Source organism: Caulobacter sp. 602-2 (assembly GCF_011043625.1).
Taxonomy (GTDB): domain Bacteria; phylum Pseudomonadota; class Alphaproteobacteria; order Caulobacterales; family Caulobacteraceae; genus Caulobacter.
Window position 1 is genome coordinate 351,299 of record NZ_JAAKGT010000001.1, and the last position, 14,516, is coordinate 365,814.

At 68.4% G+C, this 14,516-nt stretch carries 19 protein-coding genes; 8 read left to right on the plus strand and 11 right to left on the minus strand.

The window, feature by feature from the left end; all coding sequences use genetic code 11:
* Positions 1-2: 2 nt before the first annotated feature.
* The 5 genes from G5B46_RS01600 to G5B46_RS01620 form a co-directional block, all read right to left on the minus strand.
* Positions 3-1,433 (minus strand): glycosyltransferase, encoded by a 1,431-nt coding sequence (locus tag G5B46_RS01600; RefSeq protein ID WP_165255479.1) that lies wholly within the window; start codon positions 1,431-1,433, stop codon positions 3-5.
* A gap of 3 nt (positions 1,434-1,436) precedes the next feature.
* The gene (locus G5B46_RS01605) at positions 1,437-2,480 is read right to left on the minus strand and encodes a HEAT repeat domain-containing protein (protein WP_165255481.1); all 1,044 of its coding nucleotides are present in this window, start codon (positions 2,478-2,480) and stop codon (positions 1,437-1,439) included.
* Positions 2,481-3,563 (minus strand): YaiO family outer membrane beta-barrel protein, encoded by a 1,083-nt coding sequence (locus tag G5B46_RS01610; RefSeq protein WP_165255483.1) that lies wholly within the window; start codon positions 3,561-3,563, stop codon positions 2,481-2,483.
* Positions 3,560-3,964: a response regulator gene (locus G5B46_RS01615; RefSeq protein WP_346764853.1), complete on the minus strand. Its 405-nt coding sequence runs from the start codon at positions 3,962-3,964 to the stop codon at positions 3,560-3,562. The genes G5B46_RS01610 and G5B46_RS01615 overlap by 4 nt, the downstream gene beginning before the upstream one ends.
* A gap of 191 nt (positions 3,965-4,155) precedes the next feature.
* Positions 4,156-4,650: a 3D domain-containing protein gene (locus tag G5B46_RS01620; protein WP_165255486.1), complete on the minus strand. Its 495-nt coding sequence runs from the start codon at positions 4,648-4,650 to the stop codon at positions 4,156-4,158.
* Between the two features lie 189 nt (positions 4,651-4,839).
* Here G5B46_RS01620 and G5B46_RS01625 point away from each other — a divergent pair, with 189 nt between their 5' ends.
* From G5B46_RS01625 to G5B46_RS01635, 3 genes are read left to right on the plus strand one after another with little or no spacing between them, the layout of a single operon-like run.
* On the plus strand, positions 4,840-5,427 hold the full coding sequence (locus tag G5B46_RS01625) for a glutathione S-transferase family protein (protein WP_165255488.1): 588 nt from the start codon (positions 4,840-4,842) through the stop codon (positions 5,425-5,427).
* Positions 5,428-5,442: 15 nt separating this feature from the next.
* Positions 5,443-6,474, plus strand: a complete 1,032-nt coding sequence (locus G5B46_RS01630) for a S1/P1 Nuclease (protein WP_165255490.1) — start codon at positions 5,443-5,445, stop codon at positions 6,472-6,474.
* Between the two features lie 4 nt (positions 6,475-6,478).
* Positions 6,479-6,925: an NUDIX domain-containing protein gene (locus G5B46_RS01635; RefSeq protein ID WP_165255491.1), complete on the plus strand. Its 447-nt coding sequence runs from the start codon at positions 6,479-6,481 to the stop codon at positions 6,923-6,925.
* Here G5B46_RS01635 and G5B46_RS01640 read toward each other — a convergent pair.
* Positions 6,922-7,251, minus strand: a complete 330-nt coding sequence (locus G5B46_RS01640) for a hypothetical protein (protein WP_165255493.1) — start codon at positions 7,249-7,251, stop codon at positions 6,922-6,924. The genes G5B46_RS01635 and G5B46_RS01640 overlap by 4 nt on opposite strands.
* A gap of 101 nt (positions 7,252-7,352) precedes the next feature.
* On the opposite strand from G5B46_RS01640, the gene G5B46_RS01645 reads away from it, so the two are divergent.
* Positions 7,353-7,694, plus strand: coding sequence for a (2Fe-2S) ferredoxin domain-containing protein (locus G5B46_RS01645; RefSeq protein ID WP_346764854.1), 342 nt, complete (start codon positions 7,353-7,355; stop codon positions 7,692-7,694).
* Between the two features lie 25 nt (positions 7,695-7,719).
* Positions 7,720-8,451, plus strand: a complete 732-nt coding sequence (locus tag G5B46_RS01650) for a TlyA family RNA methyltransferase (protein WP_165255494.1) — start codon at positions 7,720-7,722, stop codon at positions 8,449-8,451.
* A 57-nt stretch (positions 8,452-8,508) separates the two neighbouring features.
* On the opposite strand, the gene G5B46_RS01655 is transcribed toward G5B46_RS01650, so the two are convergent.
* The gene (locus tag G5B46_RS01655; RefSeq protein ID WP_165255496.1) at positions 8,509-9,324 is read right to left on the minus strand and encodes a LytTR family DNA-binding domain-containing protein; all 816 of its coding nucleotides are present in this window, start codon (positions 9,322-9,324) and stop codon (positions 8,509-8,511) included.
* Positions 9,325-9,458: 134 nt separating this feature from the next.
* On the opposite strand from G5B46_RS01655, the gene G5B46_RS01660 reads away from it, so the two are divergent.
* Positions 9,459-10,676: an acyltransferase family protein gene (locus G5B46_RS01660; protein ID WP_165255498.1), complete on the plus strand. Its 1,218-nt coding sequence runs from the start codon at positions 9,459-9,461 to the stop codon at positions 10,674-10,676.
* On the opposite strand, the gene phhA is transcribed toward G5B46_RS01660, so the two are convergent.
* Both phhA and hspQ read right to left on the minus strand, forming a co-directional pair.
* Positions 10,634-11,515 carry a phenylalanine 4-monooxygenase gene (phhA, locus tag G5B46_RS01665; RefSeq protein WP_165255500.1) on the minus strand — a complete coding sequence of 294 codons (882 nt, stop codon included), beginning with the start codon at positions 11,513-11,515 and terminating at the stop codon, positions 10,634-10,636. The two genes, G5B46_RS01660 and phhA, sit on opposite strands and share 43 nt — an antisense overlap.
* 82 nt (positions 11,516-11,597) lie before the next feature.
* Positions 11,598-11,927: a heat shock protein HspQ gene (gene hspQ, locus G5B46_RS01670; RefSeq protein ID WP_165255501.1), complete on the minus strand. Its 330-nt coding sequence runs from the start codon at positions 11,925-11,927 to the stop codon at positions 11,598-11,600.
* A 158-nt stretch (positions 11,928-12,085) separates the two neighbouring features.
* On the opposite strand from hspQ, the gene G5B46_RS01675 reads away from it, so the two are divergent.
* Complete coding sequence (locus G5B46_RS01675; RefSeq protein WP_165255503.1) at positions 12,086-13,207, plus strand: Ppx/GppA phosphatase family protein; 1,122 nt, start codon at positions 12,086-12,088, stop codon at positions 13,205-13,207.
* Positions 13,204-13,911, plus strand: coding sequence for an RlmE family RNA methyltransferase (locus G5B46_RS01680; protein ID WP_165255505.1), 708 nt, complete (start codon positions 13,204-13,206; stop codon positions 13,909-13,911). The genes G5B46_RS01675 and G5B46_RS01680 overlap by 4 nt, the downstream gene beginning before the upstream one ends.
* A 3-nt stretch (positions 13,912-13,914) precedes the next feature.
* Here G5B46_RS01680 and G5B46_RS01685 read toward each other — a convergent pair whose 3' ends face one another.
* Positions 13,915-14,202, minus strand: coding sequence for a type II toxin-antitoxin system RelE/ParE family toxin (locus tag G5B46_RS01685; protein WP_165255506.1), 288 nt, complete (start codon positions 14,200-14,202; stop codon positions 13,915-13,917).
* Entirely contained in the window at positions 14,199-14,474 is a 276-nt protein-coding gene (locus G5B46_RS24635; protein ID WP_165255508.1) for a type II toxin-antitoxin system ParD family antitoxin, read from the minus strand. The genes G5B46_RS01685 and G5B46_RS24635 overlap by 4 nt, the downstream gene beginning before the upstream one ends.
* Positions 14,475-14,516: the final 42 nt, after the last annotated feature.

The following is a 14,516-nucleotide window of genomic DNA, read 5'->3' on the forward strand; positions in this document are numbered from 1 at the left end:
CTTCAGGGCTGGGACGAGAAGCCCTTGCGGGTCATCTTGCCCCAGCCCTGGGCGCCGGTCAGGAACTGCCAGGTGCCGCGCAGCCGCCAGAAGTTGTTGATCTGGCGATAGCCGAAGTTCTCCAGGATCGCCGCGCCCATCAGCACGGCCAGGCTGCGGGCGTTGGGAAACCGGCGCAGTTCGGTCTCCTCCAGCGCCAGGGCGCCGACGCTGATGACGATGCCGAAGCCGAAGGTCACGGCCAGCAGCGCCCAGAGATACGCGATGTCGAGCACGCCCAGCAGCCAGAAGGCCGGGATCAGCACGTAGCCGAAGATCTCGATGATCGGCCCCAGCACGTCGACCACCAGGATGTGGCCGAAGCCCACGACGCCGATCCGGCCGTAGCGTGGGTTCAGGATCATGTCGCGGTGGCGGAAGAAGGTTTCCAGCGCGCCGCGATGCCAGCGGGCCCGCTGGCGCGACAGCACGGCCATCGTCTCGGGGGCCTCGGTCCAGCATACCGGCTCGGGCGTGAAGGCCACGCGATACGGTTTGCGCAGGCGGCGGTAGTGCTTGTGCAGCTTGACCACCAGCTCCATGTCCTCGCCCACGGTGCCGTGGCTGTAGCCGCCGACGTCCAGCACCGCTTGGCGGCGGAACAGGCCGAACGCGCCGGAGATGATGGTCAGGGTCGAGATGCGGCTCCAGGCCAGGCGCGCCATCAGGAAGGCGCGCAGGTACTCGATGGTCTGCAGGCGCGCGAGCATGTTGCGGGGCACCCCGACCTCGACCACCCGGCCGAACGAGATCTTGCAGCCGTTGGCGATGCGGATGGTGCCGCCAACGGCCACCGTGCGTTCGGGGTCTTCGACGAACGGCGCGACGGCGCGCAGCAGGGCGTCGACCTCCAGCAGGCTGTCGGCGTCCATCGAACAGACGATGGGTGAGCGCGACAGGTTGATCGCCGCGTTCAGGGCGTCGGCCTTGCCGCCGTTCTCCTTGTCGACGACCAGCAGGCGCGGCTGGTTGGCGGCGGCGTAGAGGCCCCGGATCCTCTGGCAGGGCGTGGCCAGGTCGTAGTGCCGCTCGACCGGGTGCAGTTCGAAGGCGTCGACCAGCACCTGTAGTGTCTCGTCCTTGGAGCCGTCGTTGACCACCACGACCTCGAAGTGCGGGTACTGCAGGGCCAGCAGCGACCTGACGCTCTCCACGATGGTCAGGGCCTCGTTGTAGGCCGGCGCCATCAGGGTGATCGGCGGCGCGGCCTCGGCGTAGCGTCGCCAAAGCAGAGCGGCCTGGTTGACCGGCGGCGCCTGCGACAGCGCTCGGGCGGCCAGCACCAGCTGATAGAGATAGAGCGCGTTCTGAGCCAGGCCGGTCGCGATGACGGCCCAGGCTATGGTCTCGGCGAAGCGGACGACGATGAGGGCGAGGGTTTCCAGCTCCGGCATGGTTCAACCGATCTCGGCCAGGGCGCGTTCGGCCGCCCGCTGGGCGACGGGGCGCGCGCCGTCGGCGGCGGCCGCCTCGAGTTGACCGCGTCCGGCCTTGCCCAGCTTGCCCAGGGCGTCGCCAGCCCGAAACCGAACCCACCATTCGGGATCGTCCAGCAGGGCGGCGACCTGCGGCGCCAGGCGGACCAGTCCGGCGGCGCCCACCGCTTCCGCGCCTGCCGAGCGCACCGTCCAGGCTTCGTCCGTCAGGGCGGCGGCCAAGGTCGAGGCGGCCGCCGGATGCTGCAGCCGTCCGAGGCCGCGAACGGCGGCCGTTCGCACGTCCGGGGCCGGATCCTCGGCGGCGAGCGCCAGCGCGGGCACGGCCTCGTAGGCGCCCGATCGGCCTAGCGCGTCGAGCAGTACGGCCCGCATCAGCGAACTGAGGTCATGTCTCTGCAGGGCCAGGAGCCCGTCGGCGGGGGCGGCCGCCACGGCCTGGCGCATCACCTCCGAATAGACCCGCGAGGGCGTCAGTTCGCCTGTTCCGACATAGTCGAGAAGGCGTGAAGGCGTGGGCGGCGCGCCGGCGTCGGCAAGGCCCTTGATCGCGGCCATCCGCACATTGGGGTCTTTCGAGCGGATGGCCCGCCGGAGCGCGGCCTTCACCTCCTCGCCGCCGAGGGCGGCCAGCGCCTCCACGCTGGTCAGGCGTTCGTCGCGCGAGCCGTGGATGATCCGGGTCTCCAGCGCCGGGATCAGGCCAAGGCGCCTGAGCGCTCCCATGGCGCGTTCCTGGTCCGCGCCGCGGATCAGGCCCTGGAAATCGAGGACGGCCTCGGCCAGCACCTGGGGTCTGCGCACGAAGGGGGCGAGGATGTCGCCCGCCTCGGCCTGGCCCCGAAGCAGGCCCGACAGCGCCTGGATGATCATCTTGCGGTCCGCGGTGCGATCGGCGGCCCGGGTCTCCTTGACGAGCCGGGCGAGGATCAGGCCGCTCATCCACGCCAGCGCCGCGCCGATCAGGACGAGCGCGATCACCCAGATCAGCGTCAGCGACGACATCTAGAACCGTCTGGTGACGGCGACCCCGACCTCGTCGCGGTCGTAGGCCGTGCGTTTCTCGTGCGCCCCGACCACCTGCACCGTCCAGCGGGACGTCAGGTCGTAGGCGATCCCGCCCGATATCGCTTCGACGGGCACGGTCGCGCCGTCGGCGCTCTCGGGGGCGTCGGCGTAGCCCAGGCGCAGTCTCAGCCGTTCGCTCGCCGCCCACTCGCCGTTCAGGGTGTAGCCCGACTGATGCTTGCCCCGTTCGTCCTCGGTGTTGATCGAGCGGACCGTCAGCGATGCTGGCCCTGCCGCCAGCGTCAGGTAGGGCTGCAGGCTCTTGACCTCGCCCACCGCGTATCGCGACCACACGGCGTCCAGTCCCAGCCTGGCTCGCCAGGGGCCGGTGTCGCGCAGGGCGGCCGAACCACCGACGCGGATGGACAGTTCCGGGCGATAGTCGGCGTCAGGCGCACCTCCGACAGCCAGAAAGGCGTCCAGACGCTGGCCGAAGCGACGGGCGACCAGCGCCTCGGCATAGGTGTCGGAGACGCCGAAGCGTTCGGTGTGCTCGATGGAGCCGCCGACGGTGGTGGCCGGATCGAGCCGTTTCGACAGGGCCAGTGTCGCCGCGCTCCAGTGGCCCAGGTCCTTGGTCAGTTCGCTGCGGGCATAGGCGAGGTCCAGCCGCCAGGTCGGCTCGCCCGGCATCGCCTGGGTGGCCGCGATCTGCTGCTCCAGGTTCCTGGCCTCCGCATCGTTCGGCGCCGTCGCCAGCAGTGGGGCCAGGCGTCGGCGCGCCAACTCCGGCCGGCCGGAAAACAGCGCGGATCGCGCATAGGCGATGCGGGCGTCGCGGTAGTCCGGCGCCAGGGTCAGGGTCGTCTCGAAGGCCCGGTCGGCCTCGGCGTAACGCTGGGCGGCCATGCGGGAGAGGCCGAGGTTCAGCCAGACGTCCGGATCCTTGGGGCGCTGTTTCGACAGCAGGTCGAAGGCGGCGATCGCCTCGGCCGTGCGTCCGGCCTGGCGGGCCTGCACCGCAGCGGCATAAGCCGGGTCGGCCGTCTCCGGCGCCTGGACCGCCGCCGTCTCGATCATGCGGCCACCGGGGCGATGCGAAACAGGCGCGCCAGCAGTTCGTCGGGGTCGAAGGGCTTGGGCAGATAGTCGGCCGCGCCGAGGTTCAGGGCGGTGACGATGTCGTTTCGTCCCTTCAGCGCCGTCAGCATCACCACGGGGATGTCGCGCAGGGCGTCGTCGCCCTTCATGCGGCGCAGCACCTCGAAGCCGTCGATGATCGGCATCATGCCGTCCAGCACCACGACCTGCGGTCGCTCGGTGCGGGCGGCCTCCAGCACGGCGCGTCCGTCCTCGAACACCGTGACCGCGTAGCCGGCCATGCTGAGCTTATGCTCGAGGATTTCGCGGAGCAGGGCGTCATCGTCGGCGATGAGCACCGAAGGCGAGGACGCAAGGTTACTTTCAGATCGCCTGGACACCAATTCCTCGCCTGCAAGCTGAGCTTCAAGAGAGTCGCGACACCAATTCAGAGTGGTGCAGAACGTTCGGAGAGGCCAGCGCGAACATCTCGCGTTTGGTTAACTTCCCGACATTGCACGCATGCAGCGAAACGGCCGCTTTCGCGGCCGTGTCCAGTGCTCGATCTGTCGTCGGAAGAGGCTTGGGCCGGCTATTCCGGCGGGCAGCCCTTGAACTCGCCGACCTTGGTCACCGACAGGTGCGCAAGGTTCAGGCCCGCCAGCGGCTTCATCGACTTGGCGCCCTGGCCGCTGAACATATCGATCTTGTTGCCCTTGATCGCGCCGCCGATGTCGGAGGCGTACCAGTAGCCGTCGTGCGTCTCGCCGTTGGGCATCGGCAGGCCGACGGTTTCCTTGATGAAGACGATCGTGCGGCGCGGGATCACCTTGGTGTCGACAGCCAGGGTGCGCATGGCCACCACCTTGCAGCCCAGGCTGTCGAGGGCGCGGATGCCCTTGGCGCCGGCGTGGTACAGGGTGGCCTTCATCTTGTATTCGATGGAGCCGGGGATCGAGCCGGTCAGAGCCCCGGCGATCAGTTCGCCAAGCGGATCGGTGGCGCGTTCTGAGTCGGGGCCCGCGGCGGCGGGAAGGGCGGCGAACATGGCCATGAAGGCCAAAATTCCGGCGAGCGTGCGTCGCATCGAGGGGGTCCTCTTATCGGCGTATCTGTCGGTTCGGGCCGTTCCTTAAGCCGATCACGGCTCCGTGACAACCCGCTTAAAGTCGCCCGTATAGGGTGGAATCGGATGAAAACTTCTGGTGAAGCTCGGAACTCGTCCGAAAATTCAATCGTTTAGCGCGCCGTTTGAAAAGTGGGGGAGGGTGACCGAATGACGCTGCGGATCTTCGGCGACGGCAAGTCGGGCAACTGCCTGAAGGTGAAGTGGACCGCCCAGCGCCTGCGCCTGCCCTTCGAATGGATCGAGGTCGACATCCTCAAGGGCGAGTCCCGCACCGCCGAATTCCTGGCCATGAACCCGGCCGGCCAGGTGCCGGCGGTGATCCTTGAGGATGGCCGCGCGCTGGCCCAGTCCAACGCCATCATGCTGCATCTGGCCGAGGGCTCGGTGCTGATCCCGAGCGACCCCTATCTGAAGGCCAAGATGTACGAGTGGCTGTTCTGGGAACAGTACAGCCACGAGCCCTATGTCGCCGTCGCCCGCTTCCAGGTCGCCTATATGGGCAAGCCGGTGGAAAGCCTGGACGGCAAGCTGGTCGAGCGCGGCCACGCGGCCCTCGCGCGCCTCGAAAGCGGGCTGTCAGGCAGCGGTTTCCTGGTCGGCGATCGCCTGACCCTGGCGGACATCGCGCTGGTGGCCTACACCCGTGTCGCCCACGAGGGCGGTTTCGATCTGGCGCGCTATCCGGCCGTGAAGGCCTGGGTCGGCCGCGTCGAGACGGCCCTCGGCATCGCATAAGTCTTCGGAGCGCGCATGAAGTCGCCGTCGTCCAGCCTGAAAGTTCTCGTCCTCGCCGCCGCCCTGGCTGCGCCGGCCCAGTCGGCCTTGGCCTGGGGGGCTTCGGGCCACCGGATGATCGGCGTGCTCGGCGCTTCGACCCTGCCGGAAGACGTCCCGGCCTTCGTGCGCAGCCCCTACGGCGTGGCCGCGATCGGCGAATACGCCCGCGAGCCGGATCGCTGGAAGGGTTCGGGCAAGGTGCACGACCACGACCGCGACGCCGCCCACTTCCTGGATCTCGACGACGAGGGCCGCATGTTCGGCGGGCCCAAGTTCACGGTCGAGACCCTGCCGGCCACCCGGGCCGACTACGCCACGGCCCTGCGCGCCGTCGGGCAGGACGAGTGGAAGGCCGGCTACCTGCCGTATGCCATGATCGACGGCTATCAGCAGCTGGTGAAGGACTTTACCTACTGGCGCATCCTGGTGGCCGCCGAGAAGCAGACCACCGACGCCCAGAAAAAGGCCTGGTACGCCGCCGACCTCAAGCGCCGCGAAGAGCTTCTGCTGCGCGACCTGGGCGTCTGGGCCCACTACATCGGCGATGGCAGCCAGCCGCTGCACATGAGCGTGCACTACAACGGCTGGGGCGATTACCCCAACCCCAACGGCTACACCCAGAGCCGCGGCACCCACGGCGCCTTCGAGGGCCCGCTGGTCAAGGCTGTGGCCAAGGACGACGACGTCAAGGCCAAGATGCCGGCGCTGCGCGACTGCGCCTGCAGCTACGAGACCCGCATGGTCGGCTACCTGACCACCACCTGGAAGCTGACCGAGCCGCTGTACCAGCTGGAAAAGTCGGGCGGCATGGTCGCCGCCGATCCGCGCGCCAAGGCCTTCGTCGACGAGCGTCTGGCCGCCGGCGCCGCCGAGCTGCGCGACATGGTCACCATGGCCTGGAAGGCCAGCGCCGACGGCAAGATCGGCTATCGCCCCGAGATCAGCGTCGCCGACGTCGAGTCCGGCAAGGCCGATCCGTGGAACGACCTGTTCGGCAAGGACTGATCGCTTGATCGCGTTCTACGCCCCTGACGCGTCCCTCGAGTACGGGGACCGTCACGCCGCCTTCGGCATCGCCGAGGATGCGCGGGGGCACATCGCGCTGGTGGAGGTCACCAAGCCCGGCAAGGCGCCTTACTTCGACCTGCCGGGCGGCGCGGTAGACGGCGACGAGACCGAGGGCCAGGCCCTTGTTCGGGAATTTGGCGAGGAGACGGGCCTTGTCGTCGAGGTCGGGACGCTTGTCGTCGACGTCTCGCAGCCGTTCCTGAAGTCCGACGGCCAGCCGGTGCGCAATTACGGCGGCATTTATGCCGTCACGCTGGCGGGAGAGCGTCCGGAGCTGAAGGTCGAGGACGACCACAGGCTGGTCTGGCTGGATCCGCGCGACGCTGTCGTGGCCCTGCGCCACGACGCCCATTCGTGGGCCGTCGCGGCGTGGATGCGCAAAGGCTAGTTCGCCTTCTTCTTCAGCGCCGCCTTGGCCTCGGCCGGGGCGACCTGTTCGAACAGCATCGACAGGTGCTGGTCCTTGGCGTGGTCGTTGTGCAGGTCCCAGGCCAGCGAGATCGGCAGGCGCAGGCGACCGCCGTCGGGCAGGCGGGCCACCAGCACGCGCCAGCTGAAACCGTCGCCCGGATCGCCCAGCGGGCCGAACTCCAGCGGGGCCGGATCGCGCAGGCGGAAGGCGCGGTCGGCCTTGGCGGCGAACCAGGCCAGGTCGTCCGCGGCGGTCGGGTCGGCGGCCTTGGGCAGAAGCTCGCCCTTGAGATTGCGGGCCATGACAGCCTCCGAAGCATGAAAGCGCGGGTCTCTAGCACTATGCGCCTCGACTTCCCATGTCCAAGGCTCGGGTTGGGCGCCTGAAACGCAACGAGGCTCTGGTGAGCAAGGAAAGGCCGATCAAGCGCGTGCGCGCCGACTGGAACGATGTCGTCCTGGTCTGCCGCAAGTGTTCGCGCAAGCTGGACGGCGGTTTCGGCAAGGGCGGCGAGCAGAGCTTCGCCAAGGCCCTGCGCAAGGCTTCCGGCGGCGGCAAGGGTAAGGACCGCAAGGCGCCGCTGGCGGTGATCGAGGTCGACTGCTTCGACGTCTGCCCAAAGGACGCCGTGATCGCGGTCAACGCCTCGCGTCCGCGGGAATGGGTCGTGGTTCCACGCGGTGCGTCGATGGAGGCGGCCGTGGCGCGTCTTGGCCTGGCCGCCAACGACGCCGAAGCGGCCTGAAGCCGAGTCTGCTATCAGGCTCGCCATGAGCCGAAAACGCGCCGACATCCTGCTGGTCGAGAAGGGGCTGTTCGACAGCCGCGCCAAGGCGCGAGCGGCCATCGAGGCCGGCCGCGTCACCGCCGACGGCAAGGTGGTCGCCAAGGCCTCCGAGACGGTCGATGAGACCGCCGACATCGTCGCCGAAGCCGCTCACCCCTGGGTGGGGCGCGGGGCGCTGAAACTGGTGCGGGCGCTGGAGCTTTGGCCGGTGTCGGTCGAGGGGCGCGTCGCCGTCGATGTCGGCGCCTCCACCGGCGGGTTCACGCAGGTGCTGCTTTCGAAGGGGGCGGCGCGCGTGCTGGCCGTCGACGTCGGCCGCGATCAGCTGCATTCCAGCCTGAAGGCGGACGGGCGCGTCGAGGACCTGTCGCCGCTGGACGCCCGCGCCCTGACCGCCGAGCACGCGCCGAACGGCGTCGACCTTGTCGTCACCGACGTCAGCTTCATCTCGCTGGAGAAGGCGTTGCCGGCGGCGCTGGCCCTGGCCCGCCCGGGCGCGGACCTCGTGGCCCTGGTGAAGCCCCAGTTCGAGGCCGGCCGCGAGAACGTCGGCAAGGGCGGGTTGGTGAAGGATCCGGAGGTCATCGCCACCTGCGTCGAGCGCGTCTCGGCCTTCCTGGAAGCGTCTGGCTGGAGCGTGCGTGAAAGCGACGACAGCCCAATCACCGGCGGCGAGGGCCAGGTGGAAAAGCTGCTCTGGGCGGTGAAGCGGTAGCGGGCTTATCCCTTTTCCGTAAGATCCCCGACTTCGTGGAAATCTAAGGGGGAGGGGTTACCCTCGCAGCACCGCCAGCGCTTCGGGGTAACGGCGCGACAGCGGCGCTTCGGCCACGCCCAGCTCCACCGCGTAGTCGCCCGAGCCCTCCGGCCGCAGGCCCGTCACCCGCACCGTGTTGACCAGCCACGAGCGATGCGTGCGCACGAAGCCATGCGGGGCGAGCTCATGCTCCAGCGCCGTCAGCGACGACCGCGTCAAGGGGCGTCGACCGTCGGCAAGCAGGAACTCGGCGTAGTTGCCGGCCGAGCGCACGGCCAGGATCTCGCCGACGGGCGTGCGCACCAGGCGCGCGCCGTCGCGGATGTCGAACATGGCCGGAGCGACGGTGGCGGGCGAGGCCGTCACGGGCGCCTCGGCGACCACGTCGCGCGCCATCCTGGCCAGCAGCCAGAACACGACGAAGCCCAGGAGGTAGGCGATGACGTCCTTGCGCAGTTCGTAGACGAATTCCGGCCCGATCGGCCCGAAGTCGTAGCCTTCGTCCAGGATCAGGCGATGGGCGATTTTCCGCAGCACCACGAAGCCGGTGACGTGCAGGGTCGAGTAGAGCAGCAGCGTGACCGCATGGACGGGCAGGGCGCGCAGCAGAGTGGGTCTCGTCCGATGGGTCCAGATGGCGACGGCCGCCGGCAGCAGCATGATGAACACCGTCACCAGCCCGCTGGAGATCTCCCAGATCGCCGGCCGCCAAGGGCCCAGCCGCGGCGCGTCGTGAATGATCGTCAGGATGTTGATGACGGTGATCGCCGCCACGATGGCCAGGCCGCACAGCCATCCGCGCAGCAACAGGCGTCGTTCGGCGCCGCTCATCCCCCAGCGCGCGCCGTTCGTCCCGCCGCCGACGGCGGTGTCACCGACAGGGCGCTGTTCGTCCCCTGGTGCTTGGCGTGCGGCGGTCGCGGCGGATTTCTCTCCGGCGACGCCATCGTTCGGAACCAACCCCAATGCCCCCTTCGACCTCACAGGACCTCGCCCGCCGCCACGACCTCGACTGGATCCGCGTGGGCGCGTTCTTCCTGTTGATTCTGTACCATGTGGGCATGTTCTACGTGCCTTGGGAGTGGCACGTGAAGTCGCCCCATCCGATCCCGGCGCTCGAGCCGGTGATGATGCTGACCAGCCCCTGGCGGCTGACCCTGCTGTTTCTCGTCTCCGGCGCGGCCACGCGCTTCATGGCCGACAAGGTCAGTGTCGGGAAACTGGCCAGGGGCCGCATGGCGCGGCTTCTGCCGCCCCTGCTGCTGGCCATGATCGTGATCGTGCCGCCGCAGTCCTACTACCAGGTGGCCGAGTATGTGGCCGCGCACCCGCAGGCGCCGTTCGGCGTCGATCCCTGGCCCGTCTTCTGGGGCAAGTACATGACGTCGTCGGGCCGGTGGTGCGGCGAGGACGGCGACTGCCTGATCACCCCGACCTGGAACCACATGTGGTTCGTGGCCTATCTGCTGGTCTACACGCTCGTTCTGGCGCTGCTGCTGGCGATCATTCCCAGGCTGGGCGACAAGCTGCAGGCGGCCTGCGAGCGCATGCTGGCCGGTCCCTGGCTCCTCGTCGCGCCGATCGCCTTCCTGGCGCTGGCTCGCGCGGTGCTGCTGCCGCTCTTCGACATCACTCATGCGCTGGTCGACGACTGGTACAATCACGCGATCTCGTTCGCGGCCTTCCTGCTGGGCTTTGGCCTGGCCAAGTCCTCGGTGCTGCGAGACCGGCTGATCGCGTTGCGCTGGCCCGCGCTGACGCTGGCGATCGTCGCCTACGCCATGTTCGCGACCTATGCCTGGATCTATCGGCAGGGCGAGCCGGCCGAAGCGTTGCACCTGGCCATGCGCGGCGTCTACGCGGTGGACCAGTGGTGCGCGATCGCCGCCATTCTCGGGATCGGCGCCAGGCATCTGAACCGGGGCGGGCCGGTGCTGCGCTACCTGACCGTGGGCGTCTTTCCGTTCTATATCGTCCATCAGACGGTGACGGTGGTCCTGGCCCACCACCTGGCCAAGCTCGGGCTGCCGCAAGGTCTGGAGGCCCTGATCCTGGTCGCGGGAACCTTCGGCGCCTGCTTCGTCACCTACGAGATCGTCAGGCGTGTTCCTGGCGTGCGGGCGCTATTCGGCCTGCGGGCTCAGCCCGCCGCCGAGGCCAGCCGCCCGCCGGCCTTCGCATAGGCCTGGGTCCCGCGGGTCAGCACCTGGTCGGCGCCCACGATCTCGGCGATGCCGAGGTCGCCGGCGCCGGCCAGCCGCTCGTAGAGCGCGGAGAAGTCGCGCAGGGTCACTTCCTGTAGCGTCTGGATCGACGGGATAACGAAGTAGACCTGCTGGAAGTCGTCGATGCGGTAGGGCGTGCGCATCACCCGCTCCAGGTCGAAGCCGATGCGGTTGGGGGAGGGGTCTTCGAGGGCGAAGATCGACTCCGTCCGCGACGAGACGATGCCCGCGCCATAGATCCGCAAGCCCGCCGGCGTAGCCATCAGGCCGAACTCGACCGTGTACCAGTAGAGCCTGGCGAGATTGGCCAGCCGGCCAAGGCCCAACGCCCGCTGGCCGCCCTTGCCGTAGGCCTGCATGTAGTCGGCGAACACCGGGTCGGTCAGCATCGGCACGTGGCCGAACACGTCGTGGAAGACGTCCGGCTCTTGCAGGTAGTCCAGTTCATGCGGCTTGCGGATGAACTGGCCGGCCGGGAAGCGGCGGTTGGCCAGGTGGTCGAAGAACACGTCGTCGGGCACCAGGCCCGGCACGGCCACCACGCTCCAGCCGGTCAGGCGCTGGAGCTCCTCGTTGATGCGGTTGAAGTCGGGAATGCCGGTGCGGTGCAGGTCCAGCGCATCCAGGCCGCGCAGGAACTCGTCGCAGGCGCGGTTCTGCAGGACCTTGGCCTGGCGCTCGTACAGCGTGATCCAGACGTCGTGCTCGGCTTGACTGTAGCCTTCCCAGCCCTGGTCGATCGTCCAATCGGGCCGCGCCCCTGGGGGCGGCCCACCGCTGAAACCGTCTGCGCTCATGAAACGACGTTACGCCCGCTGTCGGGCAAGTTCCGTTCGATTTTTGCGCGTAACCGGCAGGGTGGCGGTGAGACCTTGCGAGCTAGTGTGAGATCCGGGGGCGAAGCTTGTAGGCGCCGTGGTCGAAGGATTCGAAGATCAGCGCCGCCTGCGGATGGTGCACGGGTTCACCCGTGTCGTCGGCCAGCAGGTTCTGCTCGGAGACATAGGCGACATAGGTGTTGTCGTCGTTCTCGGCCAGCAGGTGATAGAACGGCTGGTCCTTGGACGGCCGGATGTCCTCGGGGATGGACTCCCACCACTCTTCCGTATTGGCGAACACCGGGTCGACGTCGAACACCACGCCCCGGAAAGGGAAGATGCGGTGCTTGACGACCTGGCCGATCGCGAATTTGGCGAGTCTCTCGTTCATGGTGAAGATATTACGACGAGTCTCCTGACTGAATCCTGAACGTAAACGGCGTTCATTGTTGGGTCACGCCGCCTTCCGGTGCATCGACACGGTTGCTATGGTCGCACCCGAAGTGAGGCGGTTCGTGACGAATCGCCTGCGAGACAAGGTGAAAGACCATGTCGGAGGCGCCGAGAGCGCCCGGCGGACCCCGTGGCCAGCCAGGCCAGGGCTCGCGCCGGTCTCCGGGCGAGCAGCCGTGCTATGCGGCGCTCGATCTCGGAACCAACAACTGCCGTCTCCTGGTGGCGACGCCTTCGCCGCGCGGTTTCCGCGTCGTCGAGGCCTATTCTCGCATCGTCCGCCTCGGCGAGGGGCTGTCGCAGACCGGCCAGCTGTCGGACGCGGCGATGGAGCGCTCGATGGCCGCGCTCAAGGTCTGCGCCGAGAAGATCCGCCGCCGCAAGGCGGTGCGGGTAAAGGCTGTAGCCACCCAGGCCTGTCGCGGCGCCAGCAACGGCACCGAGTTCGTCCGCCGCGTGGCGGAAGAGACCGGCCTTCGCCTGCAGATCATCACCCCACGCGAGGAGGCCCAGCTTTCGGTCGCCGGCTGCATGAGCCTGTTCGACCGCGAGGCCGACGCGGCCCTGGTGGTCGACGTTGGCGGCGGCTCGACCGAGCTTTCGTGGGTCGACCTCAAGGGCGGGGGGCTCGACGCCAAGCCGCGCCAGTTCGAGGCCTGGAAGCTGCCGATCCGCGCCTGGCTGTCCATTCCCATCGGCGTCGTCACCCTGGCCGAGCGCTTTCCCGAGGGCGAGCGGGCCGACGACGGCTGGTTCCGGGCCATGGTCGAGGAGGTGAAGTCGAAGATCTCGGCGTTCCCGCACGCCGCGCCGATGCGCAAGACCTTCGACGCCGGCCGCGCCCACATGGTGGGCACCTCGGGCGCCATCACCAGCCTTGCGGGCCTGCACCTTGGCCTTCCGCGCTATGACCGCAACGTGGTCGACGGCCTGTGGATGCAGCGTTCCGACTGCGAAGCCGCCGCTGGGCGCCTGCTGCAACTGACCGCCAAGGAACGGGCGCTGGAGCCCTGCATCGGGGCCGATCGGGCCGATCTGGTGCTGGCCGGCGCAGCCATTCTCCAGGCCGTTCAGGAGCTTTGGCCGTGTTCTCGCGTGCGAGTCGCCGACCGAGGGCTTAGAGAAGGACTTCTGATGTCTCTGATGTCGGATCGGCAGAAGCGCCCCCGCCGTCGGCGGCGCGGCGGAGCCGGTTCGGCCCGAACGGTGAACGCATGAACGACGAGATCCCCCGCCGCCGGATGGTCAAGCCGCCCACGGGCGGCAACGCCGACGGCCGCGCCAAGCCTGCGCGTCTGAAGACCGCCGACGGCCGCACGCCCAGCCAGCAGGCCTGGCTGGAGCGCCAGATCAACGATCCGTTCTCGGCCAAGGCCCGGGCCCTGGGCTATCGCAGCCGCGCGGCCTTCAAGATCAGCGAGATCGACGAGAAGTTCCGCTTCTTCAAGAAGGGCGCACGCGTCATCGATCTGGGTTGCGCGCCCGGCGGCTGGCTGCAGATCGCGGTCGAGCGCGGCGTCACCCAGCTCGTGGGCGTTGATCTGCTGCACGTCGATCCGGTCGAGCCGGCCCACATCATCGAGATGGATTTCACCGACCCGGCCTGCCCCCCCAAGCTGATCGAGCTCTTGGGCGGCGCGCCCGATCTCGTGATGTCCGACATGGCCCCCAACACCGTGGGCCACCGCGAGACCGACCACCTGCGCATCGTCGGGCTTATCGAGATCGGCGCGGAGTTCGCCATCGAGACCCTGCGTCCGGGCGGCGCCTTCGTGGCCAAGGCCTTCCAGGGCGGCGAGACCTCCGAGGTCATCGCCCGGCTGAAGAAGCACTTCGAGAAGGTCCAGCACTTCAAGCCCAAGGCCAGCCGCCAGGACAGCTCCGAGGTCTTCCTCGTGGCCACGGGGTTCAAGGGGCGCTGAGGCCTATATGTGCGTGGTGATGTCTTGCGCCCCGTCCAGGATGCGCAGGACCTCCACGCTGTCGGCGGCTATGCGATAGCAGATTGCGTAGCGACCATGCGGCGCTCGTCGCACGCCGTTATCCTCGCGGTCGGTCAGCAACGGATAGGCGTAAGGGTGATCGGCGAGGTTCAGGCAAGCTATCTTCAGCCTCGCGACGACCTTCTTCGCGGCGTTCGGTCTGTCGGCCGCTATCCAGCGAGCTATGCCGTTGAGGTCGCGGATGGAAAGCGGCGTGAACCGGGTCTTCATTCCTCGGAGAAGCCGGTGGGCCGCGCCAGCAACAGATCTAGTTCCGCTTCGACTTGGCCGAAGGCTTCTTCCAGCGGAACCGTGAGGCCGGCTTCGGCCTCGGCCAGTCCCGCGTCTATTGAGGCGTAGAACGCCGCCAATCTGGCCTCGCGCTCCTGGACGAGGCGAACGCCTTCGCGCAGCACCTCGCTCTTGGAGCCGTACCGGCCTTTCTCGATCAGCTCGCCGACGACGGCTTCGAGCTGCGGGCCCAAATCGACGCTGATGGCCATCTGGAACTCTCCTCTGCCGCCAATATCTATTATCGAGCTGGC

Excerpts from the sequence above, each read along its gene's own strand:
- phhA (WP_165255500.1), bottom strand. The coding sequence starts at position 11,515 with ATGAGCGCAGACGGTTTCAGCGGTGGGCCGCCCCCAGGGGCGCGGCCC.
- G5B46_RS24635 (WP_165255508.1), bottom strand. The coding sequence starts at position 14,474 with ATGGCCATCAGCGTCGATTTGGGCCCGCAGCTCGAAGCCGTCGTCGGC.
- G5B46_RS01630 (WP_165255490.1), top strand. The coding sequence starts at position 5,443 with ATGAAGTCGCCGTCGTCCAGCCTGAAAGTTCTCGTCCTCGCCGCCGCC.
- G5B46_RS01640 (WP_165255493.1), bottom strand. The coding sequence starts at position 7,251 with ATGGCCCGCAATCTCAAGGGCGAGCTTCTGCCCAAGGCCGCCGACCCG.
- G5B46_RS01660 (WP_165255498.1), top strand. The coding sequence starts at position 9,459 with ATGCCCCCTTCGACCTCACAGGACCTCGCCCGCCGCCACGACCTCGAC.
- G5B46_RS01620 (WP_165255486.1), bottom strand. The coding sequence starts at position 4,650 with ATGCGACGCACGCTCGCCGGAATTTTGGCCTTCATGGCCATGTTCGCC.
- G5B46_RS01600 (WP_165255479.1), bottom strand. The coding sequence starts at position 1,433 with ATGCCGGAGCTGGAAACCCTCGCCCTCATCGTCGTCCGCTTCGCCGAG.
- G5B46_RS01680 (WP_165255505.1), top strand. The coding sequence starts at position 13,204 with ATGAACGACGAGATCCCCCGCCGCCGGATGGTCAAGCCGCCCACGGGC.
- G5B46_RS01605 (WP_165255481.1), bottom strand. The coding sequence starts at position 2,480 with ATGTCGTCGCTGACGCTGATCTGGGTGATCGCGCTCGTCCTGATCGGC.
- G5B46_RS01610 (WP_165255483.1), bottom strand. The coding sequence starts at position 3,563 with ATGATCGAGACGGCGGCGGTCCAGGCGCCGGAGACGGCCGACCCGGCT.
- G5B46_RS01655 (WP_165255496.1), bottom strand. The coding sequence starts at position 9,324 with ATGAGCGGCGCCGAACGACGCCTGTTGCTGCGCGGATGGCTGTGCGGC.
- G5B46_RS01685 (WP_165255506.1), bottom strand. The coding sequence starts at position 14,202 with ATGAAGACCCGGTTCACGCCGCTTTCCATCCGCGACCTCAACGGCATA.
- G5B46_RS01675 (WP_165255503.1), top strand. The coding sequence starts at position 12,086 with ATGTCGGAGGCGCCGAGAGCGCCCGGCGGACCCCGTGGCCAGCCAGGC.
- G5B46_RS01625 (WP_165255488.1), top strand. The coding sequence starts at position 4,840 with ATGACGCTGCGGATCTTCGGCGACGGCAAGTCGGGCAACTGCCTGAAG.
- G5B46_RS01650 (WP_165255494.1), top strand. The coding sequence starts at position 7,720 with ATGAGCCGAAAACGCGCCGACATCCTGCTGGTCGAGAAGGGGCTGTTC.
- hspQ (WP_165255501.1), bottom strand. The coding sequence starts at position 11,927 with ATGAACGAGAGACTCGCCAAATTCGCGATCGGCCAGGTCGTCAAGCAC.